Below are 16035 nucleotides of genomic sequence, written 5' to 3' on the forward strand. Positions count from 1 at the left end.
TTCATAAAAAAGCCCGCTTGGCGCGAGCTTTTTTAGAATAAGCGAAGATTTAAAATTATTTCACTTCAATAATTTTACAGGTGTTGGTTGAGCCAACGGTTTCCATCACATCGCCATGCGTCAGGATGACTAAGTCGCCTGGCACCACGTGACCACGTAATTTTATTTCATTTACCGCATCAGTAACGAGTTGATGTGGTTCGCTTTTGGTTGAATCAAAAGCGATAGGGTACACGCCACGGTAAAGAGCACAACGCGCGCGACTCTCTTTATGCCGTGATAACGAGAAGATCGGAAGTATTGTATTAATACGTGACATTAATTTGGCCGTTGAACCAGACTCGGTGAGCGCAATGATTGCCTTTACACCCGCTAAATGAGTCGCAGCGTACATTGCGCTGATCGCGGTGGCTTCTTGAATCGACGTGAATGTCTCGTCCAGATCATGTTTATCGATCGTCACACTTGGATGCGTTTCGGCACCCAGACAAATTTCTGCCATTGCTTTCACCGTTGCGACCGGATACTTACCAGCAGCGGTTTCGGCTGAGAGCATGACGGCATCGGTACCGTCTAATACGGCATTGGCAACGTCCATAACCTCTGCACGGGTTGGCATCGGGCTTTCGATCATTGATTCCATCATTTGCGTTGCGGTAATCACAACTTTATTGCATTGACGAGCGCGCTCGATGATTCGTTTTTGTTTACCGACCAACTGCGCATCACCAATTTCAACACCAAGATCTCCACGTGCAACCATCACCGCATCAGAAGCCCGAATAATATCGTCGAGCGCGGCATCCGTGGCGACTGCTTCAGCACGTTCTATCTTCGCGCAGATTAAACCGCGGCCTTCAGCTGCGCGCAATAATCGACGCGCCTCATGAATGTCTGCACTACTTCTTGGAAAGCTTACCGCGAGATAATCGACACCGATGTTCGCTGCCGTTTTAATATCTTCGAGATCTTTTTCAGTTAAGGCGGCCGCAGATAGCCCGCCGCCGAGTCGGTTAATACCTTTGTTGTTGGAAAGCTTGCCACCAACGGTTACTGTCGTGGTAATTTGTGAACCGCTGACATCCTCAACTTGAAGCCGCACACGGCCATCGTCGAGTAATAAGATATCGCCTTCGCTGACGTCCTGCGGGAGTTCCTTATAATCAATCCCAACTCGTTGCTGCGTACCAGCGTTCTTATCTAATGCCGCGTCTAATACAAACACATCACCAACATCGAGGGTTATTGCACCGCTTTCAAATTTCGAAATACGTATTTTAGGGCCCTGCAAATCGCCAAGAATAGCGACATGCGTACCGATGCGATTTGCTATGTCGCGCACTTGCTTGGCACGGCGTTCATGGTCTTCCGCCACGCCATGTGAAAAATTAAGTCGAACAACATTCGCGCCTGCTTTGATTAGTGCTTCGAGAACTGCGGGATCATCGGTAGCTGGGCCGAGTGTCGTGACGATTTTGGTGCGCCGTAGCATAATTTTACTCCTGTTGTTTTATAGCAAAATTATACCATGTCTCTTTCGGAGTTACAGAGAATCTGGCGCTCGTCGGAGTATTTCAGTACAATACCCGCCAATTTTCACGCAACCGTCAAATTTACGTAACGAAAAGGTAACCTCATGAGTGATCAGCAACAGGATCTGACCCTAGCCAGTTGGCAGGAACGCCAAGAATATGCCGAAATGATGCAGCCAATTATTGGTCGTTTGTATCGTAATTACGGTGTGGAAATCTTGGTATATGGTCGTTCACTGCTCAACGTCGACACCATTAATATCATCAAAGCACATCGTTTGATTCGTCGTCATGAGGGCGTCAAACTGCGTTTACGTGAGAGCTTCCCGCTTATTGAAGCATTGAGCAAAATGAAATTAGCTCCGGCACGCGTCGATTTGGGTAAATTGGCTTTTAACTATTTACACAAAGATGCAGGCAAGGGCGATAGTATTGAAGCCTATTTACAGCGCGAGCTAGTCGATATCGTTGATAAAGCCGACGAAATTCCAGCACAAGACGTGGTGTTATATGGTTTTGGCCGTATAGGTCGTTTGTTGGCTCGATTATTAATTGAACGCAATGGTAGCAACAATAAAATGCGTTTGCGCGCAATTGTTGTACGTGGTGGTCGCGATGGCGATCTGGAGAAACGTGCTAGCTTGTTGCGTCGTGACTCGATTCATGGTCCATTCAATGGTTCAATCACCGTTGACCATGAAAACTCGGCCATTAAAGCGAATGGCACCAGCATTAAAGTCATCTATTCAGACGGTCCAGACCAAGTTGATTACACCCAATATGGTATTAACGACGCAATTATCATCGATAATACGGGTATTTGGAAAGACGAAGCTGGTCTTGGTCTTCACTTGAAATCAAAAGGCGTCAAAAAGGTATTGCTAACAGCACCTGCTAAGGGCGAAATCAAAAATGTTGTTTATGGTGTTAACCATACTGATATTCAGCCAAACGATCTGATCGTTAGCGCAGCTAGCTGTACAACCAATGCGATTACGCCAGTATTGAAAGTTGTCAACGACGCTTACGGTATTCGCAACGGTCACGTTGAGACAGTTCATTCGTATACCAACGATCAGAACCTGATTGATAACTACCACAAGGCTGAGCGCCGTGGCCGTTCAGCGCCATTAAACATGGTGTTAACGTCAACGGGTGCTGCGAAAGCAGTTGCTAAGGCTTTACCTGAACTTGCTGGTAAATTAACCGGCAACGCGATTCGTGTACCAACGCCAAATGTTTCAATGGCGATTATGAACTTGAACTTGAACAAAACGACAAGCAAAGATGAACTGAACGCGTTTTTGCGTGATCAAGCGCTTCATTCTGAGTTACAAGCGCAAATTGACTACACGGCGTCAACCGAAATCGTTTCAACCGATTTGGTTGGTTCACGTTATGCGGGCGTAGTTGATTCGCAAGCAACAATCGTTGATGAAGATCGTGCTGTTCTTTACGTTTGGTATGACAATGAATTTGGCTATAGCTGTCAGGTTGTTCGTGTTGCCGAGCAAATGGCCGGTCAACAACTATTGAACCTACCGAAGTAAAAAAATCGATGTAAAAGCGCCTGAATAGGGCGCTTTTCTGTTTTTAGAAGTGAGGAATTTCATGTTTATTACGGCACAATTTGATAGCGGCAATATCGAAGTGATTGAAGCGAATGAGCCAAGCGCAATTCAGTTGGCGATTCGCAAAGATAATCAGTCAGATTTTTATCAGTGGTTTCACTTTAAATTGTATGCTGAGCCAGGTGTTGAACACGTGATGACTATTACCAATGCCGGTCAATCAGCTTATCCAGATGGCTGGAAGGACTATTCTGCGTTAGCTTCTTACGATCGTGAAACCTGGTTCCGTGTACCGACTGAATACAACGGTAAAGAGCTCGTTATTCGTCATAGCCCTGACCAAGAAAGCGTTTATTACGCTTATTTCACGCCATATTCGTATGAGCGCCATATGGATCTGATTCAGTGGACACAACAATCGATTGAGTGTGATCATGTATTACTTGGGCCAACGCTTGATGGTCGCGATATGAATCTCTTAATCGTCGGTGAACCCGCTGATCACAAAGCTAAAATCTGGGTTACAGCGCGCCAGCATCCAGGCGAATCGATGGCCGAGTGGTTCATCGAAGGTTTTTTAAGTCGTTTACTTGATGATGAAGACGGCGCTGCTCGCCGTTTGCTCGAAACATGCGTGTTTTATATTGTGCCGAACATGAACCCAGACGGCAGTGTACGTGGTCATTTACGCACCAACGCGGCAGGCGTCAATTTGAACCGCGAATGGGCAGAACCATCGTTAGAAAAAAGCCCAGAAGTTTATTACGTTCTGAACGCCATGCAGCAAACCGGCGTTGATTTTTATCTAGACGTGCACGGCGATGAAGCGTTGCCATATAACTTCTTGGCAGGTTGCGAAGGTGTGCCAAGTTACAATGATAAAACGCACCAGATAGGCGAACAGTTCAAACAAGTCTTGTTATCGATTACGCCGGAGTTCCAAACCGAGTACGGTTATGAAATCGATAAGCCAGGTGAAGCAAACCTTACTGTGGCAAGTAACGCAGTGAGTGAACGTTTCAACTGTTTGGCATTTACTTTAGAAATGCCATTTAAAGATAATGCGAACTTGCCAGATGTGGACTTTGGTTGGTCAGCAAATCGTAGCCAACAATTCGGTGCCGATGTACTTAGCGCTATCTACGGAATCGCAAATAGCTTGCGCAGTTAATCTGGGCAAGCTAGTTTAAACAGCGGACAACAACAATAATAATTCGACAAGGGGGACACCTTGGAAGCCATTAATAACTTTTTGTTGCTACTCGATAGCTATCTTGGGTCAGCAGCATACTTTCCGTATATCCTGCTCGGCGTAGGTATTTTCTTTACTTTGTATTTGGGTTTTCCACAAATACGATTCTTTGGCCACGCCTGGAAAGTGGTCACCGGTAAGTTCGATAAAAAAGGTGCAGAAGGTGATACCACACACTTTCAAGCCTTATCAACCGCATTATCCGGTACTGTTGGTACGGGTAACATTGGTGGTGTAGCACTAGCCATCTTCCTTGGTGGTCCAGCGGCCTTATTCTGGATGTGGGTAACCGCATTCTTAGGTATGACGACCAAATTTGTTGAAGTTACCTTGTCACACAAATACCGCGTCAAAACGGAAGACGGCACCATGGCGGGTGGTCCAATGTACTACATGGATCGTCGCTTAAACATGAAATGGCTTGCCGTAATTTTTGCTGGTGCAACCATTATCAGCTCATTCGGTACTGGCAACATGCCGCAGATTAATAATATTGCGCAAAGTATGGAAATGAGTTTCGGCTTTGACCCAATGATTGTTGGTGGCGTATTAGCGATTTTATTAGCCTTGGTCATTATCGGTGGTATCACGCGCATTGCTGCGGTTACTTCGAAAATTGTCCCAATTATGGGTGCGCTCTATATCATCGGCTCATTGAGCGTCATTTTATATAACGTCGACCAAATTGGTTCTTCGTTTGCCGCGATTTTTATGGATGCGTTTACTGGCTCGGCAGCGACCGGTGGCTTCTTAGGGGCAACTTTTGCGTATGCATTCAACCGTGGCGTTAACCGCGGCCTGTTCTCAAACGAAGCAGGTCAAGGTTCAGCTCCGATTGCTCACGCTTCTGCTAAAGCCGATGAACCAGTATCTGAGGGTATGGTTTCAATTCTCGAGCCATTTATCGATACCATTATCATTTGTACGTTAACCGGTTTGGTTATCTTGTCATCTGGTGTCTGGTCGCAGAAACATGAGAATACCTTTTCACGCACTGATTTAGATATTGTTGCGGGTCATTATTCAGATGCCGAACCGGCAGATCGGGAAGCTTTATATCACTATTTAAACGACACTAAGCAAAATACCATTGAAAAATATAATGGTACGATTCAAGTGCGCGATGGGCGTCCGGTCAGCAATGGCTACACCATGTTACATGCACGCTCGGTAGCCGAAAACGTGCGTTTCATTGTTGCTGGTGAAGATCCATATACCGGTGTTTTACGCATTGAAAATGGTCAATTGAAGAAGGACGACATCGTTATTGTCGGTGACTCTTTGATTCACTCAGCTGCGCTAACGGCGAAAGCTTTTAGTATGGGCTTTTTAGGTCCGGCGGGTGAATATATTGTACCGATTAGCTTAATGTTATTTGCTTTCTCAACAGCCATTGCTTGGTCATATTACGGTGACCGTGCCGTTGTCTATCTATTTGGACAACGCGGGGTAATGCCATATCGCATTATTTACGTTGCAGGGTTCTTTGTCGCATCATTTGCTGATACCACGCTAGTGTGGACTTTATCTTACGTGGCGATTGTTTTGATGACGCTGCCAAACTTACTCGGTATTTTCCTTTTACGTCGAGAGATGAAAGATACTGTGAAAGCCTATTGGCAAGATTTCGATGCAGAGCAATCTAAAAATAGCGATAAATAACGAGTTGTTAGATTGATTTAAAACCCGCTTCGGCGGGTTTTAATCTATGTAAAAGCCGCGTGGTGCTTGAATTTAAGACCAAATCCCTTATATTGCCTATTCACGTTGAAGTAAATGAGGTCATCATGGCGTTAATCGATTGTCCTGCGTGTCGCAAGCGCGTTTCTGACAAAGCTACGGAATGCCCACACTGCGAGTTTAAGCTGACAGGTTTATCTAATGAAGAGCGCGAGCGTGAACTGCAACGAATGCTTGCAACAAAACGCGAAAAAATTGTTGGTCAATCGATGTTGGCATTGCTGATCGCGATTGCCGCATTTACGTATTATTTTATCCAACAACCGCTGCCTGAAACATGGCCAGCTAAAGTGTCGTACGGTTTAATGGTTGCTGGGTTAGTATGGTTCGTGGTGAACCGAGTTCGGTTAGTTTTTGTGAAAAGGAGTCGCAATTAATGCAGTTTGACGACTTAGTCTCCTCCATTACGCCAGACATTTTTGAGCGCTTACTACAAGCTGTTGAGCTGGGAAAGTGGCCAGACGGTGTAAAGCTCTCAGATGAACAGCGTGAACACAGCATCCAGCTAGTTATGGCCTATCAAGCGCGTTATTGCCCTTCAGAAGAACCATTTCGCGTAGGTGCCGATGGCCAGTTAGTTACCCGTAGTAAGCGCGATATGAAAGCTGATTTAAAAGGCGAGAATACTATCGCAAGCTTCTCTCTCAATAACCCAAACGAGGCCTGAGCACACCTCTATGCACACCACCGATTATGAATTATTAATAGAACAAGCAAAGGCCATTACCCACGGCGAATCTGATCTTATTGCGAATCTAAGTAATCTATCTGCGTTAGTTTATGAAGCTCTCGAAGATGTCAATTGGGTCGGCTTTTACTTAACACGGGAACCTGAAACCTTGGTGTTAGGGCCGTTTCAAGGTAAAGTGGCGTGTTTAAGAATTCCGTTCGGGCGCGGTGTTTGCGGCACGGCCGCACATTCACGTGTGACACAATTGGTTGTCGACGTTCATGACTTTGAAGGGCATATTGCCTGTGACGCTGCGTCAAACTCAGAAGTTGTCGTACCGTTGATAGTTAATGATGAAGTTGTTGGAGTATTTGATCTGGATAGTCCAACGGTAGGGCGTTTCAATCAAGCTGATGCCGATGGTTTAAGTGCGTTAGGTCGCTTTATTGAGACACTCAATTGGCGTTAATGACTCACTGCGAACGTGCCAAGTAGATCGATATGTATAGTGAATTTGATATCTATGCTTATTTAGTCAGTTATAGTGACATGCGATTCTTTGAAGGGGATGAAGAGGCTGCGGCTGATCAACTCAATGAAATGTTGCATTACATTGTCGATTATAGTGAAGCTGATGACAGCATAGAACAATTAGAAGAAGTTGTACGCCGCGTCCTCTTCGAATGGATCGAAAATCCTGAATTACTAGGACTCGATAGCGAAGAAATGCAAGCGTATATCATGGAGCAACTAGCTGACGTACGTCAGCAGGATTTTGATGAAGATGACGACTGACGTTAAAAAGATTACGAATACCAAAGAAGTAATTGCCTATCTTGCCGAGAAATTTCCACAATGTTTTTCACTTGAAGGCGATGCGCAACCATTAAAAATTGGTATCTTTGAGGATATCGCAACGCGCTTAGAGAACGATGAATCCGTAAGTAAAACGCGGTTGCGTACTGCTTTACGTCACTACACTAATAGTTGGCGGTATCTGCGTAGCGTTAAAGTTGGTGCGAAACGGGTTGATCTTGATGGTGCCGAGGCCGGTATTATTGAAGAAGAGCATCAACAGCATGCTGAGCAAACGTTAGCCGAATCAAAAGCTGTTGCCGCTGAGCGAGCTGCTAAGAAACGTAAAGAGCAGGCGCCGAAAGCACCCAAAACTGCAGGGGCAAAACAAGAAGCTCGTAAAGCGCGAGCGAAACGTCCTGCCAAAAAGGCTTCACCAGCCACTAAACCAAAACCTGCAGCTAAACTGGACCTCCAGTCGGTGACTGGTTCGGAACTGCAAGTTGGTCAACAAGTTCAGGTTAAAGCTGGACAATCACCCGTGGCAGGACAAGTTACCGAAATCGACCGCGATGACATTTATGTGCAACTTCAAAACGGCTTGACGGTCAAAGTGAATGTAAACGCTGTATTTGTCACGAAATAGGAGTAGGGAAATATGACCAAGCGTGTGAAGTTTAAGAGTGCTTTAATCGTTTCTCTGGCAGCGGTTATGTCAACCGCAGCAGTGGCGATACCGCCGACGCATTCTCCTGATGAGTTACCGCAATTGAAACCACAAGAGCAACACCCGGTTGCCAGTGGTCGCGTGGCTCGTTTTTTCACACGCGATCATTTTAAGCAAATGGAACTTGATAATGAGCTGTCCGAACAAATTTTAGCGCGTTATCTTGAAATGCTCGATTACAGCAAGATGTTTATGCTGGCAGCTGACGTCGAACAGGCGCAGGAGTATAAGCACCTCTTCGACGATATGATTTTGACTGGAAAATTGAATGCCGCGTATTCACTTTACAGTAAATCACTCGATCGGCGTTTTGAACGCTATACCTATGCGTTATCTTTACTTGATGAAGATCAGCCTTTTGATTTCACCGTTGCCAATGATAAATATCACTTTCAACGCGAGGATGCCGAATGGGCAACTACCACATCGGAACTCGATGAGCTTTGGCGTCAGCGCGTTAAATACGATGCTTTAAACCTCACTCTGGCAGGTAAAGAGTGGCCAGAAGTGGTGGAAACGCTCGGTAAACGCTATAACAATGCGTTAAAACGCTTAACGCAAACCAATAGTGAAGACGTTTTTCAAACCGTGATGAATGCTTTTGCACGAAGTGTTGAAGCGCACACCAGCTATTTATCGCCAAGTAACGCCGAACGCTTTGAGCAAAATATGAATTTGTCGCTTGAAGGTATCGGTGCTGTGTTGCAAGCCGAGTATGATTACACGGTAATCCGCAGCCTCGTACCAGGCGGCCCAGCCGATAAAAGCGGTGAATTAGCGGTTGACGACAAGATTGTTGGTGTTGCCCAAGGCGATGAAAAAAAGCCCGAGTTTATAGACGTTATCGGCTGGCGACTTGATGAAGTTGTTGAGCTAATTAAAGGTCCGAAGGGGTCAACCGTCATTCTGCAAGTCATCAAAGCCAACCAGAGTGCAGGTAGCACACCAACTGAGATCGCGATTGTCCGCGACAAGGTTAAACTCGAAGATCGTGCCGCGAAACTTGAAATTGAATCGCCTGAAGAAGGCAAGTATGCCGGTCGTAAAATGGGCGTCATCGAAATTCCTGGTTTCTACAACGGGTTAACTGAAAACGTTGAAAAACTGATTGCCGATGCACAGCAACAAGACGTTGAGGGTATCGTCATTGATTTGCGTGGTAACGGTGGTGGTTCATTAGCCGAAGCGATTTCATTAACGGGTTTGTTTATTGATAAGGGCCCAGTGGTACAGATTTTAGATGGTCGTAAGCGACGAGATATCAATGGCGACCGTGATGGCAAAACCTATTATGATGGTCCATTGATGGTGATGGTAGATCGGTACAGTGCGTCAGCGTCAGAAATTTTTGCGGCGGCGCTACAAGATTATCAACGGGCGATTATTGTAGGTGAAAATACCTACGGTAAAGGTACCGTTCAGCATCATCGTGCATTACAAATGTATCCATTTGATAATTACGACGAACCGTTAGGCAGTGTGCAGTTCACGATTGCCAAATTCTATCGCATTAATGGCGGTAGTACGCAAATGCGTGGCGTGGTACCTGATTTAACCTTGCCGTCAATTATTGATGCCGAAGAGTTTGGTGAAAGCAGCCAAGAGAATGCGTTGCCGTGGGATCAATTACCTGCAGCGAAATATGAACCGCTAAACGTTTTACCAACCACCAAGTTTCAACAATGGCAGAGCAAGCTTGACTCTCAGGTGGCAAGCAATCCTGAATTCAAGTTTATTTTTCAAGATATTGAAGAATACCAAGCCGAGAAAGATAAAACGTGGGTGAGCTTAGTTTTGGATGAACGTAAAGCAGAACAAGCGCGTGATGAAAAGAAAAAACTACAGCGTGCCAATGCTCGCTTGGAACGTTTAGGCAAAGAACCTGTTGAAAAAGTTGAGGATATTCCGACTGATTTAGAAATCGATGACCCTTACCTTGAAGAAACAGTTAGTTTAAGTTTTGCCCTGATTGATGCACATAAATTGGCGATGAACTAATTTATTGCGAATAGTAAGTTACAAAAAGCCGCGTATCGCGGCTTTTTTATAAAAATAACAACGATAATAAAATACGGACAACAACACCCATGCATGAGTCACCTTCAATCGCCAATCGCTGGTCGAGCCGATTACTATTTATTCTTGCCTCTACTGCAGCAGCCGTTGGGCTTGGGAATATTTGGAAATTCCCCTATATCACTGGTGAAAACGGGGGTGGGGCATTTGTGCTCGTTTACCTTTTGTGTATAGCGGGTATTGGATTACCGGTCATGATTGCAGAAATCGTTATCGGTCGACGCGGTCGGCATAGTCCAGGTTATGCGGCACTTAAAGTCGCTCAGGAGTCTGGACGCAGCAAATTCTGGCAGATAACCGGTTGGCTGGGCATGGCAACTGGCTTCTTAGTTCTGAGTTTTTATGCAGTTATTGCCGGTTGGGCACTTGCCTACGTGGTTGAAGCCGCGAGTGGCTCTTTTACCGGTGCCAGTGTTGCACAAATTAGCGATATTTTCGGTAGTTTAGTCAGTTCATCAGCTCGTCTTACTGTCTGGCATGCGGCCATTATCGTAGGTGTTGTTTTGGTCGTCGGTAATGGCATCAAGGATGGCTTAGAGCGGGCAGTATCGTGGATGTTGCCGGCGATGGTTATTCTGTTGATCGGTCTCGCAGGCTATGCGGCCTATATCGGTGATTTCGGCGCAGCCATCGAATTTATGTTCGCTCCAGACTTTTCAGAGTTATCAATAAACGGCGTTATGTTAGCGCTTGGTCATGCCTTCTTCTCGCTCGGATTAGCCTCTGGCGTCGTCATTATGTACGGCGCGTACTTATCAAAATCGACTTCAATTATCCAAACCTCGCTTTGGGTTGCTTTAGCAGATACATTTGTCGCGCTACTAGCAGGCTTGGCTATTTTCCCTATTGTTTTTGGCAGTCAATTAACCCCAGAAGCAGGCCCAGGCCTTATTTTTCAAACGCTGCCTGTTGCCTTCAGTCAAATGCCTGGCGGTGCCGCTCTAGGAACCGTCTTTTTCATTATGCTCGTTATTGCCGCTTTTACTTCGGCAATTGCGATGATTGAATCAGCCGTCGCTTTTTTAGAAGAGCGATTTAATCTAGGTCGCTGGACCGCAACAATGGCTGCTGGTTTTACTTTATGGTTACTGGGGCAGGTGACCATCTACAGCTTTAGCGGCGCGGATTGGACGCAAATTAGCTGGCAGGTGGGTGACAAGGAATTAAAAAGCTGGTTTGACGTAATAGATTACACGACATCCAACGTGTTATTACCACTTGGCGGTCTATTACTTGCTGTTTTTGCAGGCTGGGTGATGAAGAGTACATACAGCCAAGACGAATTGGGTACGCAACCATTGGTATTTAAAATTTGGCACTTCATCGTGCGCTATTTGGCGCCGATAGCAATTATTCTGATTTTTCTACAACTGATCGGTATTATTCGATTTTAATTTTTGGCTTTAGAGACTATTTATGCAAAATACAACAAAGGTGGAGCTGCGTACTCCAACCATTCTGCAAGCAGCATTACCGCTGTTAGCATTGATTTTAATGTTAGCACTGTCGGTATACTTCTACGGTGAAGATTCATCCTACGGACCAAATCAGATAGCCCTATGGGTTGCTGCCGGCGTTGCATTAGCAATCGGTTTCTATAACAAAGTATCATGGGAACAAATTGAAGATGGTATCAAAGAGGGTATTTCAGTTGCCCTAGGTGCCTTGTTAATTATATTAGCCGTCGGTTCACTCATCGGGACGTGGTTGTTAGCCGGTACTGTGCCGAGCATGATCTATTTTGGTCTCGAGTTACTTAACCCGAGCTGGTTTTATGCTGCGACGGCGCTGATTTGTGCCATTATCTCACTCGCTATTGGTAGCTCATGGACCACCGCCGCAACTATCGGTGTGGCGTTAATGGGCGTTGCGGCGGGTATGGATTTATCACCAGCAATTACCGCTGGTGCTGTGGTCTCAGGCGCATACTTTGGTGACAAAATGTCACCTTTAAGTGATACCACCAACTTAGCACCAGCCGTAGCTGGTACTGAGTTGTTCGCACACATTCGTTATATGGCGTACACCGCCGGCCCTGCATTTATTATTACGCTAATTATTTTCGTGTTCTTAGGTTTTAATGCCGACAATTCAGTCAGCTTACTCGAGCTTGAGCGGATGCAGTTAGAGCTGCGTAACACCTTTAATATCGGGTGGGTGATGCTAGTTCCGTTGCTCGTTCTTTTGTATTTAGCAGCAACGCGAAAACCAGCGCTTCCAACAGTATTCTTCGGAGCCTTGCTCGGTGGCGTGTGGGCGCTCATATTTCAGCCAGAAATGGTAAGTAAACTGGCAGGTGGTGATACTTCAGTTGTTGCAACGGTCAAAGTGGTTTGGACCGCACTTAGCGATGGCGTGACCATTGAGACTGGCTCTGCTGATTTGGATGATTTATTAAGCGGTGGTGGTATGTCGAGCATGCTCAATACCGTTTGGTTGATTCTAAGTGCCATGACGTTTGGCGCGATCATGGAGAAGCTTGGTCTCTTACAACGCTTAATTTCCGGCATGCTCGGCTATGTAAAATCCCTTGGCAGCCTCATTGCAGCTACGTTGTTCACTTGTTTTGGTGCCAACGTGCTAACCGCTGACCAATATATGGCTATTGTTTTGCCAGGGCGTATGTATCGTGAAGAGTTCGAACGTCGCGGTCTTGATCCGCGTTTGCTGTCACGTACGCTTGAAGATAGCGCAACACTTACATCGGCATTAATACCATGGAATACCTGTGGTGCATTTATGATGGGTGCGCTTGGCGTAAGCCCATGGATTTATGCGCCGTTTGCATTCTTTAATTGGATAACCCCATTAATCGCATTATTTTATGCCTACACAGGTATTCGTATATTGCGTTTACCAGCGCCCAAAAGCGCCACTTAAATTAGTCAGAATATAGGTCGTTATGACAATAACAGCAGCAAAATTCCGGAGCGATTACCGCGCTCCGGAATTTCTAATTCAGAGTATTGATTTAACCTTTGAACTTGATGAACAGTGCACACGGGTAACGAGTCGTATGCGTGTTGTACCGCAACAACAAAGCGCCATGCTTCGTTTGCATGGTGAGCACCTGTCATTGCAAACGGTTATTATTAATGGCGACGCGTTAAGTTCAGATGAGTATGTTGTTAGCGATAAGTATCTTGAGATTCGTCAAGTGCCAGACTCGCCATTTGAACTAGTGATTACCAATACGATAAATCCAGCTGCTAACACAGCCTTAGAAGGGTTGTATAAATCAGGTGGTGCATTCTGTACGCAATGCGAAGCGGAAGGTTTTCGACGTATTACCTATTACCTCGATCGTCCGGACGTACTAGCTGAGTTCACCACAACAATCATTGCGAACAAGCAAGACTATCCTTATTTACTGAGTAACGGCAATAATGTCGAACAAGGTAATAATAACGACGGCACGCATTGGGTGAAATGGCATGATCCACACCCAAAACCGGCATATTTGTTTGCGCTCGTTGCCGGTGATTTCGATGTATTAAAAGATACGTTTAGAACACGCACCGGTCGCGACGTTAGTCTTGAATTGTTTGTTGATAAAGGGAATCTCAAACAAGCCGAATACGCCATGCTCTCGCTCAAAAATGCGATGCGTTGGGACGAACAACGATTTAATCTCGAATACGACCTCGATATTTATATGATTGTCGCGGTGGATTTTTTCAACATGGGTGCCATGGAGAATAAAGGGCTGAATGTGTTCAATTCGCGCTATGTATTGGCCGATGCTAAAACCGCGACAGACCAAGACTTTTTAAACGTTGAGTCGGTGATAGGACACGAGTATTTCCATAACTGGACGGGGAACCGAATTACTTGCCGTGATTGGTTCCAGTTAAGTTTAAAAGAGGGCTTAACCGTCTTTCGAGATCAAGAATTTAGTTCTGATTTAGGTTCACGCTCAGTGAATCGTATTGACGCTATTCGCATTATGCGAACGCATCAATTCAACGAAGATGCGAGCCCGATGGCGCATCCAATTCGACCTGACAAAGTGGTTGAGATGAATAACTTTTATACGGTGACGGTATATAACAAAGGCGCCGAAGTTATTCGAATGTTACACACTTTGCTTGGGGAGGGTGGTTTCCAAAAGGGCATGCGGCTATATGTTGAACGTCACGACGGACAAGCGGTAACGTGTGATGATTTCGTGGCCGCCATGGCAGATGCGAATCAGGCCGACTTACAAACGTTTAAGCGGTGGTATAGTCAAGCCGGCACGCCGACTGTTCGCGTTGAGCAAGTATATGATGAGCACACTCAAACATTAACGTTAAACTTCAGTCAGACAACGCCACCAACGCCAGGCCAAGCAACTAAACTACCAGTTCATATCCCAGTACTTTTAAGCGCCTACTCAAAAGAGGGAGAAAAACTCACGCTGGTAAGCAACCAGCTACGAGAGCATGAATCTGGTAGCACATTGTTTGAATTCACCGAAGCGCAAGCAACCGTTGTTATTCCGAATCTGCCTGAGCGCCCAGTGGTGGCCTTATTAGAAAACTTCAGCGCTCCAATTAAATTAGATGCCGTACAATCTTTTACAGATAATCTGGTTTTATTAAGCCACGCGGATCAGGAAGTTTCTCGTTGGGAGGCTGCACAGCATATTTATGTAAAATTAATTTGCGACGCAGTGGCGCAACAATCACCATTGGTATTGCCGGAGTCAGTGGCTGAAGCGTTTACAAAATTTGCGCAAGCGAATGTAGATCCTGCGTTGAAATCGTTCGTGTTTACACCACCGACCGTTGAAGAAATAGCAGAGTATTATTCGACAGAAATTCCGTTGGATGCAATTTTTACTGCTGTTCAAGAATTACGCCAACAGTTAGCTGCAAAGCTATTTGATGTTTTTAAAGGCGTTTGGGATGCTAGAAACATCGCAGAATATCAATTAACTGGCGCTGAAATTGGGCAGCGTAGCTGGTTGCACACGTCACTGTACTATATCGCTTTGCATGCGCCTGCACAGTATAGTGCCGTGGTCGCCGAGTATTATCATCAGGCAGATAATATGACCGCACAACAAAGTGCATTGCAGATAGCCGTTCACTTACAGCTGTCCTGCCAACAACAATTGCTTGATGCTTTTGAAAAGCAATGGCAGGACACCCCGTTAGTTTTAGATAAATGGTTTGCCATTCAGTCCAGTGCACCACAACCAGAAGTGGTTGAACGTGTTGCGGAGCTACAACAACATGCGAAGTTCGATCGTAACAACCCGAACCGCCAATACGCATTAATGGCCAGTTTTGGTCGTAATATGACGCAGTTCCATCGTCAAGACGGAGCAGGGTATAGAATGACAAGTGCCATGATTCGTTATTTGAACGATAAGAATCCGCAAGTTGCAGCGCGTCTCGTGACACCGTTAACACAATGGCGCCGATTTGATTCGCATCGACAACAGTTGTTAAAAGCAGAACTAGAGCAACTACAAAAAATACCCAATTTAGCGACCGATTTAGACGAAAAAATCAGTCAAAGTTTAGCGACAAATTAGACTAATAATTGGCGCTTTTGTAATAAACATGCAAAGCATCTTCATAATCATGTTCAGACCCCGAATTTCGTGGTCTGAACACTGATTTTTTCATGACAATAAGCATTGAATAACCAACCTAAATGTCCGACAATGATAGTAATTATTT

Annotated in this window: 13 protein-coding genes; 12 read left to right on the forward strand and 1 reads right to left on the reverse strand. The window is 45.4% G+C overall.

Translation table 11 applies throughout. The features are described from left to right. Positions 1–55: 55 nt before the first annotated feature. Positions 56–1492, reverse strand: a complete 1437-nt coding sequence (pyk, locus tag BM292_RS02550) for a pyruvate kinase (RefSeq protein WP_092854958.1) — start codon at positions 1490–1492, stop codon at positions 56–58. Positions 1493–1636: 144 nt separating this feature from the next. On the opposite strand from pyk, the gene BM292_RS02555 reads away from it, so the two are divergent. The 12 genes from BM292_RS02555 to pepN all read left to right on the forward strand — a co-directional run bounded on the left by BM292_RS02555 (position 1637) and on the right by pepN (position 15887). Continuing rightward, positions 1637–3082 carry a glyceraldehyde-3-phosphate dehydrogenase gene (locus BM292_RS02555; protein WP_092854960.1) on the forward strand — a complete coding sequence of 482 codons (1446 nt, stop codon included), beginning with the start codon at positions 1637–1639 and terminating at the stop codon, positions 3080–3082. A gap of 61 nt (positions 3083–3143) precedes the next feature. Beyond that, positions 3144–4274, forward strand: coding sequence for a M14 family metallopeptidase (locus tag BM292_RS02560; protein WP_092854962.1), 1131 nt, complete (start codon positions 3144–3146; stop codon positions 4272–4274). Positions 4275–4334: 60 nt separating this feature from the next. Then, the gene (locus tag BM292_RS02565; RefSeq protein ID WP_092854964.1) at positions 4335–6017 is read left to right on the forward strand and encodes an alanine/glycine:cation symporter family protein; all 1683 of its coding nucleotides are present in this window, start codon (positions 4335–4337) and stop codon (positions 6015–6017) included. Positions 6018–6142: 125 nt separating this feature from the next. Continuing rightward, positions 6143–6472, forward strand: coding sequence for a hypothetical protein (locus BM292_RS02570; RefSeq protein ID WP_092854966.1), 330 nt, complete (start codon positions 6143–6145; stop codon positions 6470–6472). Continuing rightward, on the forward strand, positions 6472–6762 hold the full coding sequence (locus BM292_RS02575) for a YeaC family protein (RefSeq protein WP_092854968.1): 291 nt from the start codon (positions 6472–6474) through the stop codon (positions 6760–6762). The genes BM292_RS02570 and BM292_RS02575 overlap by 1 nt, the downstream gene beginning before the upstream one ends. A 10-nt stretch (positions 6763–6772) precedes the next feature. After that, positions 6773–7234 (forward strand): free L-methionine (R)-S-oxide reductase MsrC, encoded by a 462-nt coding sequence (locus BM292_RS02580; protein ID WP_092854970.1) that lies wholly within the window; start codon positions 6773–6775, stop codon positions 7232–7234. Between the two features lie 32 nt (positions 7235–7266). Next, positions 7267–7560, forward strand: coding sequence for a hypothetical protein (locus BM292_RS02585; protein ID WP_092854972.1), 294 nt, complete (start codon positions 7267–7269; stop codon positions 7558–7560). Next, the gene (gene proQ, locus BM292_RS02590) at positions 7550–8206 is read left to right on the forward strand and encodes an RNA chaperone ProQ (RefSeq protein WP_092854974.1); all 657 of its coding nucleotides are present in this window, start codon (positions 7550–7552) and stop codon (positions 8204–8206) included. Before BM292_RS02585 ends, proQ begins: the two co-directional genes overlap by 11 nt. A gap of 12 nt (positions 8207–8218) precedes the next feature. After that, positions 8219–10285 (forward strand): carboxy terminal-processing peptidase, encoded by a 2067-nt coding sequence (gene prc, locus BM292_RS02595; RefSeq protein ID WP_092854976.1) that lies wholly within the window; start codon positions 8219–8221, stop codon positions 10283–10285. 89 nt (positions 10286–10374) lie between these two features. Continuing rightward, positions 10375–11757, forward strand: coding sequence for a sodium-dependent transporter (locus BM292_RS02600; protein WP_092854978.1), 1383 nt, complete (start codon positions 10375–10377; stop codon positions 11755–11757). Positions 11758–11779: 22 nt separating this feature from the next. Then, the gene (nhaC, locus tag BM292_RS02605; RefSeq protein ID WP_092854980.1) at positions 11780–13243 is read left to right on the forward strand and encodes a Na+/H+ antiporter NhaC; all 1464 of its coding nucleotides are present in this window, start codon (positions 11780–11782) and stop codon (positions 13241–13243) included. A gap of 22 nt (positions 13244–13265) precedes the next feature. Continuing rightward, the gene (gene pepN, locus BM292_RS02610) at positions 13266–15887 is read left to right on the forward strand and encodes an aminopeptidase N (protein ID WP_092854982.1); all 2622 of its coding nucleotides are present in this window, start codon (positions 13266–13268) and stop codon (positions 15885–15887) included. The last annotated feature ends 148 nt before the right edge of the window (positions 15888–16035 follow it).

Source organism: Pseudidiomarina tainanensis (assembly GCF_900115255.1).
Taxonomy (GTDB): domain Bacteria; phylum Pseudomonadota; class Gammaproteobacteria; order Enterobacterales; family Alteromonadaceae; genus Pseudidiomarina; species Pseudidiomarina tainanensis.

Excerpts from the sequence above, each read along its gene's own strand:
- BM292_RS02600 (WP_092854978.1), top strand. The coding sequence starts at position 10,375 with ATGCATGAGTCACCTTCAATCGCCAATCGCTGGTCGAGCCGATTACTA.
- BM292_RS02555 (WP_092854960.1), top strand. The coding sequence starts at position 1,637 with ATGAGTGATCAGCAACAGGATCTGACCCTAGCCAGTTGGCAGGAACGC.
- BM292_RS02580 (WP_092854970.1), top strand. The coding sequence starts at position 6,773 with ATGCACACCACCGATTATGAATTATTAATAGAACAAGCAAAGGCCATT.
- BM292_RS02585 (WP_092854972.1), top strand. The coding sequence starts at position 7,267 with ATGTATAGTGAATTTGATATCTATGCTTATTTAGTCAGTTATAGTGAC.
- prc (WP_092854976.1), top strand. The coding sequence starts at position 8,219 with ATGACCAAGCGTGTGAAGTTTAAGAGTGCTTTAATCGTTTCTCTGGCA.
- BM292_RS02575 (WP_092854968.1), top strand. The coding sequence starts at position 6,472 with ATGCAGTTTGACGACTTAGTCTCCTCCATTACGCCAGACATTTTTGAG.
- pyk (WP_092854958.1), bottom strand. The coding sequence starts at position 1,492 with ATGCTACGGCGCACCAAAATCGTCACGACACTCGGCCCAGCTACCGAT.
- proQ (WP_092854974.1), top strand. The coding sequence starts at position 7,550 with ATGACGACTGACGTTAAAAAGATTACGAATACCAAAGAAGTAATTGCC.
- BM292_RS02560 (WP_092854962.1), top strand. The coding sequence starts at position 3,144 with ATGTTTATTACGGCACAATTTGATAGCGGCAATATCGAAGTGATTGAA.
- nhaC (WP_092854980.1), top strand. The coding sequence starts at position 11,780 with ATGCAAAATACAACAAAGGTGGAGCTGCGTACTCCAACCATTCTGCAA.
- BM292_RS02570 (WP_092854966.1), top strand. The coding sequence starts at position 6,143 with ATGGCGTTAATCGATTGTCCTGCGTGTCGCAAGCGCGTTTCTGACAAA.
- pepN (WP_092854982.1), top strand. The coding sequence starts at position 13,266 with ATGACAATAACAGCAGCAAAATTCCGGAGCGATTACCGCGCTCCGGAA.